The sequence below is a fragment of the Streptomyces vietnamensis genome, assembly GCF_000830005.1.
Lineage (GTDB): Bacteria > Actinomycetota > Actinomycetes > Streptomycetales > Streptomycetaceae > Streptomyces > Streptomyces vietnamensis.
In genome coordinates this window covers 4,738,793-4,761,208 of sequence record NZ_CP010407.1, presented here as the reverse complement: position 1 = coordinate 4,761,208, position 22,416 = coordinate 4,738,793, and the positions used below count along the sequence as shown (strand labels likewise).

The window sequence follows — 22,416 nt, the reverse complement described above, 5'->3', positions numbered from 1 at the left end:
CCGATGCACTTCACCATACCCCTGGGGGGTATCAAGTCAAGTCGGATCCACACTTGCGTCGGATACCACCGGGGGGTATACATGAACCCGTCAGTCGATACCCCCTGAGGGTATCGACCACCAGAACCGACCGAGGAGGAAGCCATGGGCTCCTGCTGCACCCCCGACAACAGCTGCTCGACCACGGAGACCACCGCCGTCGCGGTCGCCGACAGCACCGTCACCGTCTACGCCGTCTCCGGCATGACCTGCGGCCACTGCAAGTCGGCGATCACCAAGTCCGTCAGCGCCCTCGACGGCGTCATCTCCGTCGACGTCGACGTCGCCGGCGGCCTGGTGACCGTGACCACCGGCGGCGAGCCCGACGACGCCGCGATCACCGCGGCCGTCGACGACGCGGGCTACGAGCTGACCGGCCGGGCCTGATCCGCCGCCGGGCAGACCGACACCCACCGGCGTCCCCCGTCCCGGTACCCGACGGTCCGCCCGGCAGGCGGACACCCGCCCGCACCACCCCGGCCGCCGGGGCCCGACCACCACCACGCCCGGGCCCCGGCCCCCGAACCCGCTACACCGAGGAGCAGGAAATGACCACGACCACTCCGGGCACCGCCCAGGTCGAGCTCGCCATCGGCGGCATGACCTGCGCCTCGTGCGCGGCCCGCATCGAGAAGAAGCTCAACCGCATGGACGGGGTCGAGGCCACCGTCAACTACGCCACCGAGAAGGCGAAGGTCACCTTCGACGCCGACATCGCCGTCGCCGACCTGATCGCCACCGTCGAGGCCACCGGTTACACCGCCCAGGAGCCCCGGCCCGAACGGCCCGCGAGCGGCGGCGGCGAGGACGGCCCCTCCGACGAGGAGATCGCCGACGCCGAACTGCGGCCGCTCAAGCAGCGCCTGATCACGGCCGTCGCGCTCGCCGTGCCGACCATCGCGATGGCGATGGTCCCGGCCCTGCAGATCGAGTACTGGCAGTGGCTGAGCCTCACGCTCGCCGCCCCGGTCGTCGTCTACGCCGCCTGGCCCTTCCACAAGGCCGCCTGGACCAACGCCAGGCACGGCGCGGCCACCATGGACACCCTGATCTCGGTCGGCACGATCGCCGCGTTCCTCTGGTCGCTGTGGGCGCTGTTCTTCGGGACCGCCGGTACGCCGGGGATGACGCACCCCTTCGAGTTCACGATCGCCCGCACCGACGGCGCCGGGAACATCTACCTGGAGGCCGCGGCCGGCGTCACCGCCTTCATCCTGGCCGGCCGCTACTTCGAGGCCCGCTCGAAGCGCAAGGCGGGCGCCGCGCTCAAGGCGCTCATGCAGCTCGGGGCCAAGGAGGTGACCGTCCTCAAGGGCGGCCGCGAGATCACCGTACCGACCTCCGAACTCCAGGTCGGCGACCGCTTCCTGGTCCGGCCCGGCGAGAAGATCGCCACCGACGGCACCGTCGTCGAGGGTTCCTCCGCGGTGGACGCGTCGATGCTGACCGGTGAGTCCGTGCCGGTCGAGGTGTCCGTCGGCGACTCCGTCACCGGCGCCACCCTGAACGCCGGCGGCCGCCTCGTCGTCGAGGCCACCCGCGTCGGCTCCGACACCCAGCTCGCCCGCATGGCGAAGCTCGTCGAGGACGCGCAGAACGGCAAGGCCGCCGCCCAGCGCCTCGCCGACAAGATCTCGGCCGTCTTCGTGCCGATCGTCATCGCCCTCGCGCTCGGCACCCTCGGCTTCTGGCTCGGCACGGGGCAGGGCCTCACCGCCGCCTTCACCGCCGCCGTCGCCGTACTGATCATCGCCTGCCCCTGCGCCCTCGGCCTGGCCACCCCGACCGCCCTCATGGTCGGCACCGGCCGCGGCGCCCAGCTCGGCATCCTCATCAAGGGCCCCGAGGTCCTGGAGACCACCCGCAAGGTCGACACGATCGTCCTCGACAAGACCGGCACCGTCACCACCGGCCGCATGACCCTCATCAAGGTCCACACCGCCGAAGGCGTCGACGAGACCGACGTCCTGCGCCTCGCCGGCGCCCTGGAGCACTCCTCCGAGCACCCCATCGCCCAGGCCGTCGCCACCGGCGCCGCCGCCAAGGTCGGCACCCTGCCCGCCCCCGAGGACTTCGCCAACATCCCCGGTCTCGGCGTCCAGGGCGTCGTCGAGGGCCACGCCGTCCTCGTCGGCCGCGAGAAGCTGCTCGACGAGTGGGCCATGGCCCTGCCCGCCGGGCTCAAGTCCGCGAAGGCAGAGGCCGAGCAGGCCGGCAAGACCGCCATCGCGGTCGCCTGGGACGGGGAGGCCCGCGCGGTCCTGGAGGTCGCCGACGCCGTCAAGGAGACCAGCGCCGAGGCCATCAAGCGGCTCCGCGCGCTCGGTCTGACCCCGATCCTGCTCACCGGTGACAACAAGGCGGTCGCCGAGGCCGTCGCCGCCGAGGTCGGCATCGACGAGGTCATCGCCGAGGTCATGCCGCAGGACAAGGTCGACGTCGTCAAGCGCCTCCAGGGCGAGGGCCGTTCGGTCGCCATGGTCGGCGACGGCGTCAACGACGCCGCCGCGCTCGCCCAGGCCGACCTGGGTCTGGCGATGGGCACCGGTACGGACGCGGCCATCGAGGCCGGCGACCTGACCCTCGTACGGGGAGACCTGCGGGCCGCGGCCGACGCGATCCGGCTCTCCCGCAAGACGCTCGGCACCATCCGCTCGAACCTCTTCTGGGCCTTCGCCTACAACGTGGCCGCCCTGCCGCTCGCCGCGGCCGGACTGCTCAACCCGATGATCGCGGGCGCGGCCATGGCCTTCTCCTCGGTCTTCGTGGTCGGCAACAGCCTCCGCCTGCGGGGCTTCCAGGCCGCCGACAAGTGACCGACCCGACCTGACGACGAGGAGCCCGCCGTGGCCGGTTACGGACAGCACAAGGAAGACATCATCAGACGCCTGAGGCGCATCGAGGGCCAGGTCAGGGGCGTGCAGCGGATGGTGGACGAGGACGTGTACTGCATCGACGTCCTCACCCAGGTCTCCGCCGTCAATGCGGCCCTCCAGTCCTGCGCGGTGGCCCTCCTGGACGAGCACCTGAGCTGCTGCGTCACGGAGGCCATCGCCCAGGGCGGGGACCAGGCGAAGGCGAAGGTGGGTGAGGCGTCGAAGGCCATCGCCCGGCTGATCCGGACGTGACGGAGCAGTGAAGCAGGACCTGGCAGTATCAACCGCCCTTGCGTGAAGGGCAGTCGGCGGACAGCGTGAGACTCAGCCGGAGACACAGGCCGAGCAGTTGCCGGAGGAGCACCAGCTCCACCGATCCGGGCAGACCGGAGTCGCAGACCTTCGCGCAGGGGCGGTTCTTCATGAGGGTCGACATCCCGCCACTGTACCCCTGGGGGGTATACCTGGGCAGGGGGAGCGGCCCGTACGATGAGCCGCCCGCAAGGGGAGGGTGAGGGGATGCGCGTGCGCCGGCTGGGAGAGCTGGAGGCCGAGATCATGGACCGGTTGTGGGCCTGGCAGCGGCCCGCCACGGTCCGCGAGGTCGTCGACGACATCAATCGGGGACGCAGGGTCGCCTATACGACGGTGATGACCGTCGCGGACATCCTGCACCGCAAGGGTTGGCTCCGCCGCGAGAAGTCCGGACGGGCCTGGCTGTACGAGCCGGTGCGCAGCCGCGAGGAGTACACGGCGGGCCTGATGCGGGACGCCCTCGGCGACAGCCAGGACCGCCCGGCCGCCCTCCTCCGCTTCGTGGAGGCCATCTCGGACGAGGACATGGCCGCGCTCGACGCGGCCCTCCGCGCCACGAGGGGCGGGGGCGGCGGGGGCTCCGACGGCCCGGCCGGGAGCGGCGCGTGAATCATCACCTCACCGCCCCGCTCGGGAGCGGCGCGTGAACCACCACCCCATCGCCCCGGTCGGGAGCAGCGCGTGAACCATCACCTCATCGCCCCGCTCGGCCTCGCGCTCCTCACCGGCTTCCTCGTCCCCCTGCTCGTCGTCCGGGCCCGCTGGGCCCAGCAGGTGCCCCGGCTCGCGCTCGCCGTCTGGGCCGCGTGCGGCGCCGGCTTCGCGGCCGCGACCGCGCTGCTGTCCGCCCAGCTGGTCCTGCCGGCCGACAGCGGTCACCGCCTGGCCGACATGATGTTCGGGCTCGAACCGCCCACGCTCGATCAGCTCCTGAACCTCGACGGGCGCGAACGGTTCGCCTTCTCCCTCGCGCTCCTCGTCCTCTCGCTGCCCGCCGCCGCGTTCGTCCGCCGCCTCGCCAGGGCCCGGCGGGTGCGTATCCGCCACGCGGGGGTGCTGCGGCTCGTCGGGCGGTACGACCCCGCGCTGGGGGCCACCGTCCTCGACGACGACCGGCCCGCCGTCTACTGCCTGCCGGGGCGGAGCCGCCGGGTCGTCGTCTCCTCGGGCGCGGTGCACACCCTGACCCCCGCCCAGCTCGCGGCGGCCCTCGCGCACGAGCGGGCGCACATCGCGGGACGGCACCACCTCCTGGTCGCGGCGGCGGAGGCCTTCACGGCCGTCTTCCCGCGCCTCCCGCTCGCGCGCCACGGCGGGACCGCCGTACCGCTGCTGCTCGAAATGGCCGCGGACGACCGGGCGTTGCGCCGGTGCACGCGGGACGCGCTCGCGACCGCGCTGTACGCGCTGGCCTCGGGCCGGGCGCCGCGGTCCGCGTTCGCCGCGGGCGGGCCGTCGGCGGCGCTGCGGATGCGGCGCATCCTCACCCCGCACAGCGCCGGGCACCCCGTACTGCTCGGGCTGTCGACGATCACGGCGGCGGCCCTCGCGATGGCCCCGCTGATCATCGCCTGCTGCTCGTTCCCCCGCTAATCGCGAACACCGGTATTTACTAAGCGAATTCGTAGATTTCGCATCGGTCACGAACCGCGGAATACGCCGCTATCGTGGGTACGTTGGGGCTCGGACTCGGCACGTCGAAGGGTGCAAAACCAATGCAGCTCGCTGGCGTTCGTACGGCAGCGGCCGGCGACGCGACGACGATATCCAGACTGCTTGCCGACATCATCCGGAGCAGCTACGCCGGAATACTGGACGAAATCCCGATGCGGCGGCTGATCTCCGCCCAATGCGCACTCCCCCGCATACGCGCGGAAATTGAAATTCCGGGGGGCGCGCCGGGATGGCTCGGCTGGCTGGTCGCCACGGACCCGGAGGGCACGGTCGTCGGCGTCGCCGCGGGCGGCGTCCCGGTGCCGGGCGAGGGCGAGGTGTACGCGCTCGCGGTGGAACCCGGCTCGCGCCGCACCGGCGTCGGTACGGCCCTGCTGACCGCCGCGACCGAGCGGATGCGCGGCTACGGCGCCCGGGAGCAGCGCGTGGAGCTCCCGGCGGAGACCGACCCGGCGCTCCCCTTCTACTCCCGCCTGGGCTTCGCGGCCCTCTCCCCGAGACGGTGGAGCAGACCGCTCCCCTGAACCGGACCGTGGCAGATCCACGCCATCGCGTGTTCACGCAGCCCGATCCGGTGGATCGGGGTTCGTTCCCCAGGTCAGGATGGGTTCAGCGGCGCGGGCCCGGCGGCACGGGTTCCCCGTCCGGACGGCATGGACCGAGCGAGCCCCTGGAGGAGCGATGCACACACCGAGCGGCACTTCCCTGCCCGTCGTGCCCGCAGCGCTCGCTCCGGTCCTGCCGTCCCGATACGGCCTCGACCAGGAGCCCGCCCCCGGCGCCGGCATCCGGGTCACCGCCGACACGCTCCCCGGGCTCGAGTCGGTCTCCCCCGCCGACGAGAGCTCGGTCTGGCTTCACGACACCCTGCTCGGCCCGCACAGCGCGGACATCGTCCGCTACCTCAGCCTCGCCCGCTCCACCGGCGGACCCGTCCTCGACCTCGGCTCCGGCGCCGGGCGGCTCGCCGTCCCGTTCGCCCGGCACGGCTTCGCCGTGGAAGCCGTGGACCGGGACGCCTCGGCCCTGGAGCGCCTCGAAGGCTGGGCCCGCAGGATCGGCCCGCAGGTGGCCGGGCTCGTCGTCACCCATCGCGCGGAGCTCACCGAGCTCCGGCTCGAAGGCAGCTACCGGCTCGCGCTGCTCGCGGGCGCCATGGTCACCGCCGTCCCGCCCGCCAGCCGGCCGGAACTGCTCCGGGAGGTCGCCGCCCATCTGGAGACGGGCGGGGCGCTCGCCCTCGACTACACCGCGCACCAGCTGCCGGGCCTGATCGCGGAGCCGCGGCGGACCTGGGCCTTCCAGGTGCCGCGCTTCGACGGGATCGACGAGTGGGTGGTGGCCCGGCAGGTCTTCGACCTGCCGTCGATGAGCGAGCGGATCACGTACTACGCGGCCAGGACCGGCAAGGTGTCCTCGGAGCGGGTGGTGCTGACCACCGACAAGTGGATCGTCGACCCGGAGCGGCTCGCGGCCGAGCTGCACTCGGCGGGCCTGCACATCGAGGGCCGACGGCGCCACCGCATCGACGAGCGGACCGAGTCCGTCCTCCTGGTGTGCAGGGCGGACGACTGACCGATACGGACCTGCCCAGGTTGACGGGCAAGAGGTACGATGCCCACAAAAGTTTGAGCCGACCAGGTGGCGGGCGGAGAAGATGGCAGTCGTGGAAGAGCTGACGGGCCGCGAGGCGGTGATCCAGCGCCTGCGCGATGTCGGGCTGCGGGTCACGGGCCCGCGCCTGGAGGTGCTCACGGTGCTCGCCGCCGGCGGCCATCTCGACGTCGAGGCGATCACCACGACCGCGCGCGAGCGGCTCGGCACGCTGACCAGCCAGGCCGTGTACGAGATGCTGCGGCACTTCCAGGAGACCGGCCTGGTCAGCAAGTTCGACCGGCCCGGCCTGCCCGCGGTCTTCGAGATCTCCGGACCGGCCCACCAGCACGCCCTGTGCACCTCCTGCGGCCGGGTGGAGAACGTCTCCGCGACCGCGCCCGAGCCGCCCCGGGGCGCCCTGCCGCAGTGGCGGGTGGACGACGCGGAGGTCGTCTTCAAGGGCCTGTGCCCCGACTGCCGGGCGGGCGAAAGCGCCGCCTGAGGCGCGTCCGGCTCCGTACGTCCGACCGTCTGCATCCCACCACCTGGGCCGCCGTCGCACGCGTGCGCCCCACCACCTGGGCCGCCGTCGCCCGCGTGCGCCCCACCATCAGGGCCACCGTCGCACGCGCGTGTCCCACCACCTGGGCCGCCGTCGCACGCGTGCGTCCCACCACCTGGGCCGCCGTCGCACGCGTGCGTCCCACCACCTGGGCCGCCGTCGGCTCCGCGTCTGCCCGCCTACTGAGGCGTAGTCAACATCGTGCGTGTCGTTCGATTTTGTGGCAGGGTCTAGCGGGGCGATTCAACAGGGTCCGCGGGGATCCGAGGGGAGTCTGCTGCGCCGTGTCCAGAAACGCCGCCGTGACCCGCGCGGGGAGCGATGTCCGCCTGGGCAGCGACCAGGCCCTCGCCGTCTACCAGGAACTGCGCGCCCGCCCCGAGGCCGGCTTCGACGAGGTCGCGGACCGTTTCGAGCTCTCCGCCGACGAGCGGGAGCGATGTCGGTGCGAACTCGCCTCCTTGGGCCTCACCGCCGCCCCCGACGACCTCTCGGACCCCGGCGCCCACACGGTCGTCGACCCCGATGTCGCCCTGCTGCGGCTGCTGCGCCGCGAGCGCGACCGGCTCCAGGAGCGCCTCGCCGCGACCAGCCGCGCGCACACCGCCCTCGAAGCCCTCGCCGGACCGTTCCTGCGGGCCGGGGCCGCGCCCCGCTCCGAGGTCGAGGTGGAGATCGTCACCGACCCGCAGCGGGTGCTGCGCGAGCTGTCGGACCTGACCGAGTCCGTGCGCACCGCCGTCCACGTCATGCACACCGGTTCCGTCCGGCGCGAGGACATGGCCGCCGAGCTGGAGCGGGACCGCTCCCGGGCCGCCCGCGGGGTGCGGGTCCGCGCCATGTACAGCCGCCGGGTCGGGACCGTGCCCGAGATGACCCAGCACCTGGAGGACCGGGCGGCGCTCGGTGTGGAGCTGCGCCTCTCCCCCGTCGTCCCGATGAACATGGTCCTCGCCGACGAGAACTTCGCCCTGCTGCCGACGGACCCCCACGACCCGGACTCGCCGATCATCCTGGCCCGCGGCCCCGGCCTGGTCCGCTCGTACCTCGCGCTGTACGAGTACTGCTGGCAGGCGGCCTCCCGGTACGGCGAGGAGCCCGGGGAGCAGGGCGGCGACGGGCTCTCGGACCAGCAGCGGGCCGCGCTGCACATGCTCGCCTCCGGGATCAAGGACGAGCAGATCGCCCGCAGCCTCGGGGTGTCGCTGCGCACGGTCAGCAGACTCCTCTCCGAGGTCATGCAGGAGCTGGGGGCGGCGAGCCGCTTCGAGGCCGGCGTCAAGGCGGCCCGGCTCGGGCTGCTCGACGGCGAGGGGCCGGAACCCGTGGCCTAGTACGAGGAGTTCGTATGTCATGGAGGACGCGCACGGGCCGCAGGGGCCGTGCGGGCCGCAGGAAGCACAGGACGGACTCCCGCCGAGCCGGATGACCGGGTGAGGGCGGGGCGACTCGGAGACAAGGGGGTCACTTCGCCATGGTCACCGCGGGCGACGGCATCGGGGGCATCGGGGACGGCACGACCGACGTCCTGCTGGCCGTGTACCAGGAGCTGCGCCGCCGGGGCGTCTCGGACTTCGAGGAGGTCCGCAGGGAGTTAGGGCTCGCGCCGGAGGAGTACGAGCGATGTCGCCGCGAACTCCTCTCCCTGGGCCTCATCGTGCCCACGGGTCAGGCGCACGCCACCGTCGCGGCCGTGCAGGACGGCAGCTGGCGGTCCGAGACGGACACGGTGGCGGCGATCGACCCGGAGATCGCGCTCCTCCGGCTCCTGGAGCGGGAGCGGGAGCGGCTGCGGGAGCACCTGGCCGAGGCGGACGAGGCGTACAGCACCCTCGAGGTCCTGGCGGGCTCCTATCTGCGGGCCGCGGCGCTGACCCGGGCGGAGGCGCACGTCGAGGCGCTGACCGACTACCGCAGGATCCAGCAGGCCATCGAGGACATCACCGATGTGATGCAGGAGAGTTCTGCCTCGCTGCACCCGGGGACGCCGGGCCGGCAGAACCCGGACCGGATGCTCGACCGGGACCGGCGGCAGCTCGCCAACGGGGTGCGGGTGCGCGCCATCTACGGCCGGCAGGAGGCCACGGACCCGCAGATGGAGAAGTTCCTCGGGCAGCGGGCGGAGCTGGGGGTGGAGATCCGGCTCGCGCCGGTGGTGCCGATGAACCTGATCATCGCCGACCAGCAGTTCGCCCTGGTGCCGATCCGGCCGGATGAGCCGGGCGAGGGCGCGATCCTGGCGCGGGGCAGTGCGCTCGTACGGCCGTATCTGAGCCTGTACGAGCACTGCTGGCACACGGCGACCCCGTACGGGAACGAGGCGGTGGCGGAGGCGGGCGGCGACGGGCTCTCGGAGCAGCAGCGGGCGGCGCTGCACATGCTGGCCTCGGGGATGAAGGACGAGCGGATCGCGCGGACGCTCGGGGTGTCGCTGCGGACGGTCAGCCGGATGATCTCGGAGCTGATGCAGGAGCTGGGGGCGACGAGCCGTTTCGAGGCGGGCGCGCGGGCGGTGCGGCTCGGCTGGCTGGACTGATTCTTTTCGATCTTTTCGTCGATCTTTTCGGGACTGCGCCGTTCCGGCTGCTTCGGCTGTTCCCTCTGCTTCGGCTGCTTCGGCTGTTCCGGCCGTTTCGAAAACGCCCTGGGCCCCGCAATCGTGGCAGCGATCGCGGGGCCTGGTGGGGGGGTGATTCCGGGGGCGATTCCCGGATTCGTGAAATCAGTTGGTGGGGGTCGGGTTCGGCGGAACGATCGGCCAGCCGTTGTCGTCCGCGACGCCGGCGACGGTCTGGGGGGTGACCGGGGCGGCGCTGTCGGGGGAGACGGCGAAGGCGGCGCCGGCCGCGACCGCCGTACACGCCACCATCGCGACCATGAACTGGCGGACGGCCTTGCGGATACCGGAGTTCTGCTGAACGGACATGATTCCTCCAGGACTTGGAATGTCAATTCCGCCTTCCGGGGCCCGTGCCGCCGGGCGTTCCCTGAAGACATCTCCATTCTGTCCCGGCCCCCGAATCGAATCCAGGGATTCTCCGTGCGTGGACCCGCCATGGCGTGGATGCGTCAACACGCCATCACCACAACGGAATTGAAGCATCCAGAGCTCGTCATACCTTTGGTCGAACCAAAAGAGATGCTAGACTTGCGCTACGGCCTTCTCGTTCCTCCAGGAGAGAGGGGCCGCCGGGGCAGGGGCGTGCCGCCGCCCCTGCCCCACTCCCCGCTCCAGGGCCCCCCGGTACACCTCGATGGTCCGCCCGGCCGAAGCCCGCCAGCTCATCCCGCGCGCATGGCGCACCGCCGCCGCGCCCATCGTCTCCACCGCCTCCGGGTGCGCCGCCAGCCAGCGCAGCCGGCGCGCGTACTCCGCCGGGTCGTGGCCCCGCACGAGCAGCCCCGTCACCCCGTCCCACACCGCCGTCGGCAGCCCGCCCACCGCCGCCGCGAGCACCGGCGTCCCGCACGCCTGCGCCTCGAGGGCCACCAGACCGAAGGACTCGCTGCGCGAGGGCACCACCAGGACGTCCGCCGCCCGGTACCAGTCCGCGAGCCGCTCCTGCGGTACGGGAGGACAGGGCCGCAGCACGCCGGTGACGCCCAGCTCCTCCGCGAGCCGCCAGGCCGAGCCCCGCCCGGTCGCGCCCGAATGCCCGCCCACCACCGGCACCAGGAGCCGGCGGCGCAGCTCCGGCGCCTCCCGCAGCAGCTCCGCCACCGCCCGTACGAGCACGTCCGGGCCCTTCAGCGGCTGGATGCGGCCGGCGTACAGCGGCACGAACGCGTCGGCCGGCAGCCCGAGCCGGGCCCGCGCCGCCGCCCGCCCGTCCCCCGGGCGGAAGGTGCGCAGGTCGACCCCGGGCCGTACGACCTCGGTCCGCGCCCCCTCCGCCCCGTACAGCGAGCGCAGCGCCTCCGCCTCGTCGGCCGTGTTCGCGATCAGCCGGTCCGCGCTGCCCACCACCTGGTGCTCGCCCCGCACCCGGAGCTCCGGCTCGGGGGCGTCGCCCTCGGCGAGCGCGGCGTTCTTCACCCGGGCCAGGGTGTGGGCGGTGTGCACGAGCGGTATCCGCCAGCCCACCGAGGCGATCCGGCCCGCCTGCCCGGAGAGCCAGTAGTGCGAGTGGACCAGGTCGTAGCGCCGCTCCTCCTTGAGCAGGGCCAGCGAGAACGGCACCACCAGATCGGGCATGGCCTCCTTGGGCAGCGCCCGGCGCGGCCCGGCGTGCAGGTGCCGGACCCGCACGCCCGGGGCGAGCTCGACGAGCGGGGGCGCGCCCTCGCCCCGGCAGCGGGTGAACAGGTCGACCTCGGCGCCCTGTTCGGCGAGGGCGCGGGAGAGCTCGACCATGTAGACGTTCATGCCGCCGGCGTCCCCCGTCCCGGGCTGGTGGAGCGGGGAGGTGTGGACGCTGAGCATGGCGACGCGCAGGGACACGTGGGGCTCCTGAGGAGTGGGGGGCCACGTGCCCCTGCGCGTCGCTCGCGCGCACGGTCACGCGGCAGGGAACGAACATTCCTACGGAAGTACTTAGTTGCTTAGTAGTACGGAGGCGTGGCGAGGCGTCAGAACCCGAAGACCGGCCCCGACGGCGGTGCCAGCCTGGTCCCCGGCAGCGGGCCCGTCAGGGCGTGCCAGTCGACCGGGCGTCCCGGCTCCACCCGCAGCGCCGACGCGAGCCGGTCCGCGCCCTCCGGCATCACCGGCCGCGACCAGGCCGCGAGGGCCGACGCCACCGCCAACTGGGCGGCGAGGGCCGGGAGGTGGCGGCAGGAGGTGCTGGGCCGGCACCGCTCGTGGGCGTTGACGTGACCGAAGTCGGCGGCCGAGCGGACCATCTCGTCGAGGACGGCGACCGCCCGGCGCGGGTCGAAGGCGTCGGGGCCGTACGCCTCGCGCAGGTCGTCCACGCCCCGGTGGAGCCGCCGCTCCAGGACCTCCCAGCCGGTGCCGCCGGGCAGCGCCTGCGGGGCGAGGCCGCCGCACTCCTCCCGTACGGCCGAGAAGAGCCGGGACAGCCAGCTGTTCCAGTTCTCGTCCAGCTCGTGCCGGGCGGCCGCGAGCCGCTCCCGCTGGAAGACCGTGCGGCGGCCCAGCGGGCGGGCCTGGAGGACGTGGCGGCGCAGGGTGTCGGAGCCGTACTCGGTGAGCAGGTCGAGCGCCCAGACGTTGCCCTCCTGGACGCCCTCCTCGATGACGTACGACTCGTTGACGTTGAAGTCCTGCGGCAGTTTGACGTCCTGCGCGAGCAGCAGCACCGGCAGCAGCACGGCGTGGCAGAACGCGTGCCCGAAGCCGCAGAAGTGGATCGCGCGGCGGGGCAGCGGGCCCTTCACGTCGTAGCCGAACAGGTGCATCGCGGCGGCCTCGAAGCAGCCGTCGATGCGGTGTTCGGGGAAGCCCTCGACCGGCACGGCAAGACCCCACTCGCCGGGATGGCCGACCGCGATGTCCGGCAGCCCGTCCTCGACGAGCGACTCGCACAGCGCGGCGAGGCGGGGCGGGAGCCCGGCGGTGGCCCAGTAGTCGGCGAGCGTGTCGCGGAACGGCTCCAGGGGCACGTACAGCCGGCGGCAGCGGCGGGCGACCGCCGGGGTGTCGCAGAGCGCGCAGCGCGCCGAGATCAGGTCGCCGCCGTCGTTCGGCCGGGCGCACTCGTGGCACATCCCGCCGTCGCTGGCCGCGCCGCAGTGCGGGCAGGTGCCGGTCGCGTGCGCCCCGTGCAGCCAGCGGTCGCACGGCTCGCAGTACGGGAGCAGCCGCGTCCGGGGGGCGATGACGCCCTGCGCGTACAGCTTCGCGAAGAGGTCCTGCACCCAGCGGCCGTACCCCTTGTCGCGGCGCGGGCGCACGATGTGGTCGAACTCCACGCCCGAACGCAGCCAGTCGGCGGTGATCGCCGCCCGGTACCCCTCCGCGACCTCCTCGGGCTTGCGGTGGTGCCGCAGCGCCCGGACCTCGACGGAGCTGGCGTGATCGGCGGTGCCGGTGGTGAACCGGACCGCCTCGCCGTCCGCGCGCAGGAAGCGGGTGAGGACGTCGGCGGCGACGTACGGCCCGGCGAGGTGGCCGATGTGGAGTTCGCCGTGGGTGGCGGGAGGGGTCGCGGTGATCCAGACGGGGGTGCTCATGGGACCTCCTTGACGTTTTCGACGGTCATCGGGGCTGTCAGCGGGGCTCGAAGTGGAAGGACCGGATGAAGCAGTCACGGGGCTGCTCGACGGCGTAGACGATGCACTCGAAAAGGGCCTGAGTGGTGAGCTTCTCGTCGGGTGCTATTCCGTCGGGATTCGATCCGTCCCATTCCGCGAAGCGCGGGTCCGAGGTCGAGAAATCGGGCGGGAAGAGGGAGAAGACGCGGACCCCGGAGGGCCGCAGCCGGCGCGACAGGATGTCGGCGAAACCGGCCTGCGCGCTCTTCGCCGCCCAGAAGGCCTCGTGGGCCGCGCCGGCGGTCGCGGCCGACGCGCCCTCCGCGTCCCGCACGGCCACCATGTTGACGATGTCGGGCCGCAGCGAGCCGCGCAGCAGCGGCAGGAAGTGCTTCACCATGAGGACCGTGCCGCCGGCCGTCGACTCGATCGTCTCCACGATCTCGGCGTCGCTGGCCGCCTCCAGGTCCATGCCGTCGAGCCAGCGGGCACCGTTGTTGACCAACAGGTCGACTCGGCCGGTCCGTTCGCCGACCCGGGCCGCGAACTCCCGGATCTCGGCGGGCCTGCTCAGGTCGCAGCCGAAGGCGTGGATACGGTCACGGGCCGAACCCATCACCTCGGTACGGGTCCGCTCGGCGGCCTCGACGGTCCGCGCCGACACGTAGACCTCGGCGCCGAGATGCGCGAATCCGACGGCGAGCGCGCGACCGAAATAGCGGGACGCGCCGGTCACGACGACACGCAGATTCTCGAATTTCATGTGTGTCTGCTCTCCCCACGGATACCGACGGATACCGACGACCGGTCGATTTCAGCGTGGCAGAGGATTCGGGGCGGAGGCCTGTTCGGACGGGTGCGCATTCACGCCGTTGCGTGGATACGCCACGGCAGTTCGAGGGTTTCGAGCACCTCGGCGCGCTTGTGGTGGACGCGGACGCGGTCGTGCGCGGCGGAGACGGTGACGGTGCTGGCGGGGGTACGGACGGGCCCTCGGACCGGCGGTACGACGGTCCCGCTGATCGCCCCGGCCGCGGCGAGGGCGGCGGCACCGGTGAGCGCGAGCCGGGGGTGCCAGCCGCCGACGGTGAGGGCACGGACGGAGAGCCCGCCGTCCTGGACGGAGATGGCGGCGATCTTGGGGAGGGCGGAGGTGGGGGGATGCCCGAGGAGCCGGGCGGCCTGGGCCCGGAGGGCGGCCAGCTGTCCTTGGAGGTCGCCTTCGGGCAGGTGCCGCCGGTCGACGAAGACGTAGGGATTCCCGTACCGGACGAGGGAGACGGGGACGCCGAGGAGGAGGTCGACGGGGCGGCCGGTGGGGAGGGTGCCGGGGGCGCCGGGCGGTTTCAGGAAGCTGAGCGTGTACGAGTCGCCGTCCGGCTCGCGCTCGCGCTCGCACAGGACGCGGTCACCGGTGGTCACGGCCCGGACGGTGACGGGCCCGGGACGCCCGTCGGCGACGACACAGGCGAGGAGGGAGTGCCCACAGCCGGCCCGAAAGTCGAAGGAGCCGTCGGGGAGGGCCTGGACGAAGCGGTAGTGGAGGGTGCGGGGGTCGAAGAGGGCGATCTTGTTGAGGCGGGGGTAGGTCGTGTCGGCGAGCGCCCGCCGCAGATGCGCCAACTCGCTCCCGAGCGCGAGCGCCCCTGCGGGCAGCTGATCGACGGTCACCACAAGGGTGGGCCCGGGAGCATCAAGGGCCCGCACAACGGTGGCCCCCGCCGTGGGCCTGCGCCCCGCCGGGGCGGTGCCCACCCGCCCGGACGACGCCGCCCCCGTTGTGGGCAATCGTTCCGCCGGGGCGGTGCCCACCCGCCCGGACGACGCCGCCCCCGTTGTGGGCAATCGTTCCGCTGGGGCGGAACGGGTGGGCACAACGGACCCGCGCCCTGCCGGCGCCCGAGGCTCCTGCGCCTGGACCCGCACCACGTCGGGCGCCGCGCGGTCGGTGCGGGTCAGGGCGCAGGGGGCGGAGGCGCCGCCAACCGCGCCGTCCCGTGTGCCCACCCGTCCCGCCCCAGCGGGACGATTGCCCACACGGCAGCGGGGCACCGCCCCAGCAGGCGCGGGCCCGCACGGGCCGGGGCCCGGCGCAGGCCCGAAGCACGCGGCGGCACCACACGGGGCGGGACGAAGGTCCGGCGCAGCACCGCCCGGCGCGGCACCACACGGCGCGGCACCACACGGCGCGGCACCGCCCGGCGTGGCGCCGCCCGGGGCGGCACCACCCGGCGCAGCACCACACGGGGCGGGTTCGGGACGTCGAGGGCCCGGGAGGTCAGGCCGCACAGCCGGCCGGGATTCGCATTCCCTGGACGACCTCCGTCCACAGCTCGTGGACAGCGAGGGCCCAGAGAGCCAGGGCGTCGTGCTGCGACGGCCGCTCCAGGTGCCGGGCCAGCAGCTTCGCCGCCCGGTCGGCGCGGATCTTCCCGCCGAGGACCAGCCGCGCCGGGGAGAGCAACTCCCGGACCAGGTCGAGGAGCGGGCCCCCCGGCGCCAGCATCGCCGCGACCGGAAGGGTGAAGGGCTGCTTGGGGCGGTTCAGGACCGACGGGGGCAGGAGCTCCGCCCCCGCCTCGTACAGCGCCCGCTTCCCCGTCCGCGCCGCCGCCGGCAGGGACCGCGCGTGCGTGACCACCGACGGCTGGCAGAACGGCAGGCGCGCCTCCACCGCCCACGCCATGGACAGGTGGTCCAGGCGCCGCAGGTGGTACGCCGGCAGCCGCCATCGCGTCTCGAAGGCCGTCATCGCCGTCAGCCGGTCCGCGCCGGCCGCCTCCGCCGAGCGCAGCTCCTGCTCGATGCGGTCGGCGGCGGAGCCCGTGTCCGCGATGTACGCCCGGTAGTTGGCGGTGTACAGGTGCTCGCGGAGCAGCCGCGGCGCCGCCGAGAGCGCGTCCGCGTACGCGCCCGCCCATTCGGGTCCGGCCGTCAGCGCCGCCCGCATCCGGTCGTAGCCCCCGAAGAGTTCGTCGGCCCCGTCGCCGGCGAGGGCGACGGTGAAGCCGTTCTCGCGGACGGCGCGGAAGAGGGCGTACGTGGAGAGGGTGATGGGGTCGGCGTTGGGCTGGCCGAGGTGGCGGACGGTCCGGGTGAGGAGGGAGCCGAGTTCGTCGGGGTCGACGGCGACCTCGTGGTGGACGGTCCGGGCGCGCCGGGCGACGGCACGGGCGTAGGCGGCCTCGGAGTCGGGCCACCGGCCCCGGTAGGTGAGGTGGAACGTGTGCAGCGGCGGCGCGTCGGTCTCGCGGGCGTGCTCGGCGGCGAGGGCGGTGACGAGCCCGGAGTCGAGGCCGCCGCTGGTGACGGCGCAGACGGGCACTTCGGCCCGGGCGAGCCGGCGGACTTCGCGGCGCAGGACGTCCTGGGTGTCGCCGAGGGGGCTCGCGCGGTACGGGCCGCGGCGGCGGACGACCGGGGCGGCGCCCGGCCGTACGACGGCCGTGGCGCCGGGCGGCAGGACGTCGACGCCGTCGAGCGCGGTGTGGGTGGAGAAGGAGGTGCGGGTGGCGAGGAGGGTGTCGAGGGCGTCCTCGCGCGGGGAGATCCGTACGCCTTCGAAGGCGAGGAGGGCGGGGATCTCGGAGGCGAAGCGGGTGGAGCCGTCGTACGGGTCGTGGTGGAGGTGGAGCGGCTTCATGCCCATGTCGTCGACGGCGAGGACGAGTTGCGTGGACCCGGGCCGCAGGTCGAGGAGGGCGACGGCGAACATGCCGTCGAGGTGTTCGGCGAAGGCGGGCCCGTACTCGGCGTAGAGCGCGGGGAGCACGGTGCCGTCGCAGCGGTCGGGGAAGCGGTGGCCGCGGGCGGCGAGGGTGCGGCGGAGCTCGGCGTGGTTGTAGATCTCGCCGTTGAGCACGGCGAGGATGCCGGGCAGGTGGGGCAGCCGGTAGGGCTGCTGTCCGCCGCAGGGGTCGGTCACGGCGAGCCGGTCGCAGCCGAGCGACCAGCCGGGGCCGCTGAGCACCTGGTGCTCGTCGGGGCCGCCGTGGCGCTGGCGGGCGGAGACCGCCGCGAGCTGGGCCGGCTCGGGGCGGTCCGCCCCGGCGGCGAAGGAGCCGAGGATCCTGCACATACCGGTCACCCTCCAAGCACGTCACCCGAATTACCCAATGATTTGAATCTACCAAGTTTTTGAATGGCGCGTAAGTGCCATGTCCTGTTCACGCCACGACTTGGCCTTGCGACGCCCCCGCCGCCCCAACAGGCTGGCCCCATGGAGGACTTCAACCGGACGGCACCCGAGTCCCTGCTGGTCGTGGCCGCGCACCCGGACGACATCGAGTTCTGCGTCAGCGGCACCGTCATGCAGTGGATCGAGCGCGGCACCCGCGTCACGTACTGCATCGTCACGGACGGCGGCGCGGGCGGTTACGACGAAGCGCTCCCCCGCCAGGCCATGGCGGACCTGCGCCGCGCCGAACAGGTCCACTCGGCCAAGCTCAGCGGCGTCGCCGACGTGCGCTTCCTCGGCTACCCCGACAGCTTCGTGGAGCCGTCCGTGGAGCTGCGCCGCGATCTGTGCCGGGTCATCCGCGAAGTACGGCCGCAGCGGGCGATCATCCCCTCCCCCGAGATCAACTGGGCGCGGGTCGCCGACCTCCACCCCGACCACCGGGCGGTCGGGGACGCCTGCCTGCGCGCCGTCTACCCCGAGGCCCGCAACCCCTTCGCCCACGCGGAACTCCTCAAGGAGGAGGGCCTGGAGCCGTGGATCGTCCACGAGCTGTGGCTGATGACCGGGCCGACCCCGAACCAGTACGTCGACGTCACCTCCGTCTTCGACCGCAAGGTGGAGGCCCTGCGCATCCACACCTCCCAGACGGCCCACTTCGACGACCTGGCGGGCCTCCTGCGCACCTGGCTCGGCGAACACGCGACGGCCGGCGGCCTGCCCCCGGGCCGGATGGCGGAGGCCTTCCAGATCGTCCACATCGACTGACCCTTGTCGCCTTTCGGAGCGCGTGAGACCGTGCCCTTCCAACGCACGTGATTCTGGGGGGAGTTCACGACATGGCACTGGAGAGGTCGGACGCGGACAAAGGCCTGATGGAGCAGTACGCACTGCCCTGGGTGGAGGCGAACGAGGACGACGCCCACGCGGCCGCCGACCGCATGCGCCCCTTCGGCTCGAAGTTCGCCGACGACCGGGCGGACGCGGCCAAGGCGGTCGAACGGCTCGTGTCCAGCGGCCAGGGCGAGGCGACCAAGGCGCTCGAAGAGCACTGGGCGGACCTGTCGGGCCGGTTCGCCCAGGTGTCCACGGCGGCCGGAGTGATCGCCGACGGCATGGACTCCTGCGGCGACATCGTCCGGTCCTCCAAGGACGCCGTCCTCAACCTCGTCCACAGCCTCCGGTGGACGATCTCCCCCATCGGCGAGGCAGAGATGCCGTCGATCAGCGACGCCGGCAAGCAGGCGATGGCCGCGGAGGCGGACAAGGTCAGGCCCCGGATCCAGGCCGAGGTGGACTCCGCGACCACCCGCGGCGACGAGCGCGTCAAGGGCGTGCGGGTCGACGGCTACGTCAGATCGCTCAGGTCCATCGCGGGACTGCCCGCGGGCTCGGGCTCCGGCTCCGGGACGGGCAAGCGGGCCGCCGACAGCATGCACCTGGCCTCCGCCGGCGGCTCCTGGTGGGACGGCGACCTGCGCCACGACGAGGACGAGCACACGCGGGCGCGGAAGCGGCTCGGCGAGATCGCCGACCACATCCGCGACACCAGCTCGCTGCCCCTCGCCCAGGCCGGCCTCCACCTGACCGAGCTCGGCGCGAGCGGCACCCTCGGCGCCACCCTGGCCGCCGGTCTCCGTCCGCTCCTCGACGACCTCGTCCTCGCCTCCCGCGCCCTCGCCGACCACCTGACCGGCCCCCTCTCCGGGGCGATCAAGGCGGCCGCCGAGGAGCAGAAGCGGCAGGACGACGAACTCCAGAAGCGCTTCGGCTGGCGGAGGTAGGGCCCGCCGGGTCCGGCGGGCCCCGGTCCGGTCGGAGGCGGGCTCAGCAGGCGCCCAGGTCCTGCCACACCCCCCACTCGCCCGTCGTGCCCGGCTCCTCGCCGGTCGTCCACCACTTGGCCTTCCAGGTGTGGCCCTTGTGGGAGACCTGCTGGCCGCCGGTGTAGACGGCGGAGGAGACCCACGGGGTGGCCGTGCACTGGGTGGCGCCGCCGGTGACGGTCAGGGAGAAGACCGCCGCGTGTCCGGCCGAGGGGCTCGCCGCGTTGACGACGATCTGGTACGTGCCGGAGACCGTGGCCGCCGTGGTGTTCACGGTGAGGGTCGAGGAGCCCCCGGCCGTCACCGAGGCGGGGCTGAGGGTGGCGGTGACGCCGGCGGGCAGGCCGCCGACCGTGAGGTTCACCGTCTGCGCCGCACCCGCGGTGACGGCCGTCTTCACCGTCGTCGTGGTGGACGCGCCGGCGGTGACGGTGGCGGCGGCCGGGGTGGCGGTCACCGAGAAGTCGTCGGTCGGGGTGGTCGTCCCGCTGGTGAAGGGGGCGAAGACGTGGGAGAAGTCCCAGGTGTTCTGCTGGATGCCGGAGCAGCCGTCGGCCGCCGCGCCACCGGCACAGCTGCCGTTGTCGCGCTGGAGCGCCCAGAAGGACAGGGTGTTGATGCCCTTGGCGACCGCCCAGTCGTAGACCGTGCGGGCGTTGGCGAGGGTGAAGGTCTCGGCCGGGCCGAAGTCGTCGACGCCGATCATCTCGATGATGCCGACCATGCCCCACAGCTGCGCGGCCGTCTTCGTCGGGTAGAGCTTGGCGAGCTGGTCGTAGAGGCCCTGGGCGGCCGTCTTGGTGTCCGCGGCCATGTCGTGGGCGGCGTTGTCGTAGTAGTCGAAGGTCATGAGGTTGACGACGTCGACCTTCGCGCCGTTGGTCACGGCGTTCTTGAGCACCGCGAGACCGCTGGCGGCGAGGCCGTGGGTGGTCGTCGGCAGGGTGTACGAGATCTGGAGCGGGCGGCCGTTGGCGGCGGCCCAGTCCTGGACGAGCTTGATGGCCTTGTTGCGGCGGTCGATGCCGGCGGTGTTGTCGAGGGAGTCGACCTCGATGTCCATGTCGAGCCGGGTGACGTCGTAGGTCGTGATGACCTTCTCGTACACGGCCGCGATCTGGTTGACGTCGGTGCAGCTGTCGGCGATCTCGGTGCCGGTGGTGTCGGCCGTGTAGCCGCCGAAGGAGGGGATGACGTCGCCGCCGCGGGACCGCATGGTGGCGATGTCGGCGCCGAAGGAGGACTGGGCGATCGGCAGGCCGGTGTCGCCGTTCCAGTACGCGGTGCAGGAGCCCTTGGTCGCGGTCTGGAGGAACGCCATCGTCAGGTGCTTGGCGCCCGACTGGGCGCTGAGGGCGGCCGGGCTCTCCCCGGTCCAGGACTCGAAGTAGGGGGCGAAGACCCGGGCGGGGAGCGGGGTCGCCGCCTGGGCCGCGGGGGCGGCGGCGACGGTGGCGAGGCCGAGGGCGGCCACGGCGGTGGCGGCGGCGGTGAGGGCCGAGCGGAGCGAACGTACGCGTCGTCTCATGGCGATCCCATGTCTGTGGTGGGGGGTACGGAGGTGCGTCAACGTCCTTGTCGCGCACGACTGTTGGGATACGAAATAACCCCCGCCACCATGGGCACGTCAATGGCCTGGACCAAACTTGGACTAGACCAATTACGTGGTTCGTTGCGTGGTGCGTCCAGCGAGTGCGGGCGGACGCTGGAGCGATGCGCGCGGCGGACCGGATTGGTCCAACGAGCCACGCGCAGGCTCCTTTCCGCCCTCCCCCAGGCCCTGAACCGCCCGACAGGCCCTAGCGTCCCGACCGGGACCAGAAGCCCCCGCTTCCCCCCGGGCGGGGCTCCATGGACCAGGCCCCGTCCGCCTCGACGACGAGGAGGCGCGGGCCCCGGGGGAGGTCGCCCTTCCCCCGGCCCCGGTCGCGCCGGCTGAACCGGTACTCCCAGTGGCCGCCCTTCCGGTGGGCCGCGACCCCGAAGTACCCCTTCTTGTCCTCGTCGCCCTCGAACCGGAACCTGACGCCGGTCTCGTCGCCGGTGTACGCCAGGACGTCCGGCCCGTACCCCTCCACCGGCCCGTCGAACGAACGCAGCGTCGACACCGGGCGGAGCCGGATCATCCACCGGCCGCGCGTGTCCACCCTCAGCCGCAACGGCGACTGACCGTCGTGGTGCAGGATGCCCACCCCGCGCAGATCGTCCATGCGGCTCCGCATGACCTGCCGCCACCTGCGCTTGCGGACGGTCAGCGTGACGATGTCCAGGTAGCCGGTGCCCTTCTTCATCACGTCGACCGCCAGGAAGCCCCGCGGGAGGGTGAGACCGGTCTCGACGTCCTCCTTGCCCTCCCCCTGGTACTCGAAGTACGCGAACTCCGGGCCCATTTCGCGGGGGAGGTCATTGAGCCGTCCCGGGGCAGCGGGTTGCGGTGCGCCGGAGTACGGGACGGGGGCGTCCGCCTTCTCCACGGCGACGGGGGCGGGGGCGTAGGGCGCGGGGACGGGAGCGGGGATGTAGGGCGCGGGGGCGTCCTGCACCGTTCCGGCGGCCGGCGAAAGGCCGTCGCCCGCCGCCCCCGGCTCGTCCTCCTCCCCTTCCTCCTCCGACGGCGAGAAACCGAAGTCCGTCGCGAGGGCCGGCAGCCCCGAGTCGTACCCCTGCCCGACCGCCCGGAACTTCCACCCCCCGTTCCTGCGGTAGAACTCGCCGAGCAGGATCGCGGTCTCCGTCGTCGCGTCCTCCACCGCGTACAGCGCCAGCTGCTCGCCGGTGGTCGCGCTCACCGCCCGTACGTACAGGTCCTCGACCTCTCCGAACGTCCCGCCGTCGCAGGACGCCGCGACCACGACCCGCTCCACGGACGGCTCGACCCGGCCCGGGTCCATCTCCAGCCAGTCCGCGACGACCCCGCCCTCGCCCTGGACCTCCCCCAGGAGCCGTATGCCGCTCCCGGCGTGCTCGGGCTGGTTGTAGAAGACCAGGTCGCCCCGGTCCCTGACCCTGCCGTCCGCGTCGACCAGCAGCGCCGCCGCGTCGACCTTCGGCGCCTCCGGCCCACCGGACCGGCGGACGACGGCGACCCGCATCGGCTCGCCGCTGAGCGGAAGGTTTCCCCCCTTGATGATCTGCGTCATGCGCGCATCCTGACAGCCCCGGTTCCCGGACTACCAGCGCTCGCCGCCCAGTTCG

Annotated in this window: 21 protein-coding genes; 12 read left to right on the top strand and 9 right to left on the bottom strand. The window is 73.1% G+C overall.

Annotated elements, in window-relative coordinates:
- Positions 1–144 precede the first annotated feature (144 nt).
- The 3 genes from SVTN_RS21395 (at position 145) to SVTN_RS21385 (ending at position 3,167) form a co-directional block, all read left to right on the top strand.
- Entirely contained in the window at positions 145–426 is a 282-nt protein-coding gene (locus tag SVTN_RS21395) for a heavy-metal-associated domain-containing protein (protein WP_041130551.1), read from the top strand.
- A 161-nt stretch (positions 427–587) separates the two neighbouring features.
- On the top strand, positions 588–2,855 hold the full coding sequence (locus SVTN_RS21390; protein ID WP_041130550.1) for a heavy metal translocating P-type ATPase: 2,268 nt from the start codon (positions 588–590) through the stop codon (positions 2,853–2,855).
- Between the two features lie 30 nt (positions 2,856–2,885).
- Positions 2,886–3,167 (top strand): metal-sensitive transcriptional regulator, encoded by a 282-nt coding sequence (locus SVTN_RS21385; RefSeq protein WP_041130549.1) that lies wholly within the window; start codon positions 2,886–2,888, stop codon positions 3,165–3,167.
- Between the two features lie 28 nt (positions 3,168–3,195).
- Here SVTN_RS21385 and SVTN_RS44350 read toward each other — a convergent pair whose 3' ends face one another.
- A complete protein-coding gene (locus SVTN_RS44350; RefSeq protein WP_158718993.1) occupies positions 3,196–3,351 on the bottom strand; it encodes a hypothetical protein in 156 nt (51 codons plus the stop codon).
- A gap of 89 nt (positions 3,352–3,440) precedes the next feature.
- Between SVTN_RS44350 and SVTN_RS21380 the strand changes: the two genes are divergently transcribed.
- From SVTN_RS21380 to SVTN_RS21350, 7 genes are all read left to right on the top strand, one after another.
- Positions 3,441–3,839, top strand: coding sequence for a BlaI/MecI/CopY family transcriptional regulator (locus SVTN_RS21380; RefSeq protein ID WP_052499704.1), 399 nt, complete (start codon positions 3,441–3,443; stop codon positions 3,837–3,839).
- Between the two features lie 72 nt (positions 3,840–3,911).
- Positions 3,912–4,823 carry a M56 family metallopeptidase gene (locus SVTN_RS21375; RefSeq protein ID WP_041130548.1) on the top strand — a complete coding sequence of 304 codons (912 nt, stop codon included), beginning with the start codon at positions 3,912–3,914 and terminating at the stop codon, positions 4,821–4,823.
- Between the two features lie 122 nt (positions 4,824–4,945).
- Positions 4,946–5,428, top strand: coding sequence for a GNAT family N-acetyltransferase (locus SVTN_RS21370; RefSeq protein ID WP_041130547.1), 483 nt, complete (start codon positions 4,946–4,948; stop codon positions 5,426–5,428).
- 157 nt (positions 5,429–5,585) lie between these two features.
- The gene (locus SVTN_RS41090; protein ID WP_052499236.1) at positions 5,586–6,479 is read left to right on the top strand and encodes an SAM-dependent methyltransferase; all 894 of its coding nucleotides are present in this window, start codon (positions 5,586–5,588) and stop codon (positions 6,477–6,479) included.
- A gap of 82 nt (positions 6,480–6,561) precedes the next feature.
- Positions 6,562–7,002 (top strand): Fur family transcriptional regulator, encoded by a 441-nt coding sequence (locus SVTN_RS21360; RefSeq protein ID WP_041130546.1) that lies wholly within the window; start codon positions 6,562–6,564, stop codon positions 7,000–7,002.
- A 344-nt stretch (positions 7,003–7,346) separates the two neighbouring features.
- Entirely contained in the window at positions 7,347–8,396 is a 1,050-nt protein-coding gene (locus SVTN_RS21355; protein WP_041130545.1) for a helix-turn-helix domain-containing protein, read from the top strand.
- A gap of 140 nt (positions 8,397–8,536) precedes the next feature.
- A complete protein-coding gene (locus tag SVTN_RS21350) occupies positions 8,537–9,598 on the top strand; it encodes a helix-turn-helix transcriptional regulator (RefSeq protein WP_041130544.1) in 1,062 nt (353 codons plus the stop codon).
- A 186-nt stretch (positions 9,599–9,784) separates the two neighbouring features.
- Here the strand turns inward: SVTN_RS21350 and SVTN_RS21345 are convergent, their stop codons facing one another.
- The 6 genes from SVTN_RS21345 to asnB form a co-directional block, all read right to left on the bottom strand.
- Positions 9,785–9,988, bottom strand: coding sequence for a hypothetical protein (locus tag SVTN_RS21345; RefSeq protein ID WP_041130543.1), 204 nt, complete (start codon positions 9,986–9,988; stop codon positions 9,785–9,787).
- A 216-nt stretch (positions 9,989–10,204) separates the two neighbouring features.
- Positions 10,205–11,485 carry a D-inositol-3-phosphate glycosyltransferase gene (gene mshA, locus SVTN_RS21340; protein ID WP_078908778.1) on the bottom strand — a complete coding sequence of 427 codons (1,281 nt, stop codon included), beginning with the start codon at positions 11,483–11,485 and terminating at the stop codon, positions 10,205–10,207.
- 146 nt (positions 11,486–11,631) lie between these two features.
- A complete protein-coding gene (locus SVTN_RS21335) occupies positions 11,632–13,197 on the bottom strand; it encodes a class I tRNA ligase family protein (RefSeq protein WP_041130542.1) in 1,566 nt (521 codons plus the stop codon).
- A gap of 37 nt (positions 13,198–13,234) precedes the next feature.
- Complete coding sequence (locus SVTN_RS21330) at positions 13,235–13,981, bottom strand: SDR family oxidoreductase (protein WP_041130541.1); 747 nt, start codon at positions 13,979–13,981, stop codon at positions 13,235–13,237.
- A 101-nt stretch (positions 13,982–14,082) separates the two neighbouring features.
- The gene (locus tag SVTN_RS44345) at positions 14,083–14,889 is read right to left on the bottom strand and encodes a PrpF domain-containing protein (protein WP_159026489.1); all 807 of its coding nucleotides are present in this window, start codon (positions 14,887–14,889) and stop codon (positions 14,083–14,085) included.
- Between the two features lie 607 nt (positions 14,890–15,496).
- Positions 15,497–17,296, bottom strand: a complete 1,800-nt coding sequence (gene asnB, locus SVTN_RS21320; protein WP_041130540.1) for an asparagine synthase (glutamine-hydrolyzing) — start codon at positions 17,294–17,296, stop codon at positions 15,497–15,499.
- A gap of 141 nt (positions 17,297–17,437) precedes the next feature.
- Here asnB and SVTN_RS21315 point away from each other — a divergent pair, with 141 nt between their 5' ends.
- Together SVTN_RS21315 and SVTN_RS21310 are read left to right on the top strand one after the other, a co-directional pair.
- Positions 17,438–18,163, top strand: a complete 726-nt coding sequence (locus SVTN_RS21315) for a PIG-L deacetylase family protein (RefSeq protein WP_041130539.1) — start codon at positions 17,438–17,440, stop codon at positions 18,161–18,163.
- 71 nt (positions 18,164–18,234) lie between these two features.
- The gene (locus SVTN_RS21310; protein WP_159026488.1) at positions 18,235–19,179 is read left to right on the top strand and encodes a WXG100-like domain-containing protein; all 945 of its coding nucleotides are present in this window, start codon (positions 18,235–18,237) and stop codon (positions 19,177–19,179) included.
- A 43-nt stretch (positions 19,180–19,222) separates the two neighbouring features.
- Here SVTN_RS21310 and SVTN_RS21305 read toward each other — a convergent pair whose 3' ends face one another.
- Both SVTN_RS21305 and SVTN_RS21300 read right to left on the bottom strand, forming a co-directional pair.
- Entirely contained in the window at positions 19,223–20,749 is a 1,527-nt protein-coding gene (locus tag SVTN_RS21305; protein ID WP_041130537.1) for a chitinase, read from the bottom strand.
- A gap of 271 nt (positions 20,750–21,020) precedes the next feature.
- Positions 21,021–22,361 (bottom strand): TerD family protein, encoded by a 1,341-nt coding sequence (locus SVTN_RS21300; protein ID WP_052499233.1) that lies wholly within the window; start codon positions 22,359–22,361, stop codon positions 21,021–21,023.
- Between the last annotated feature and the right edge of the window lie 55 nt (positions 22,362–22,416).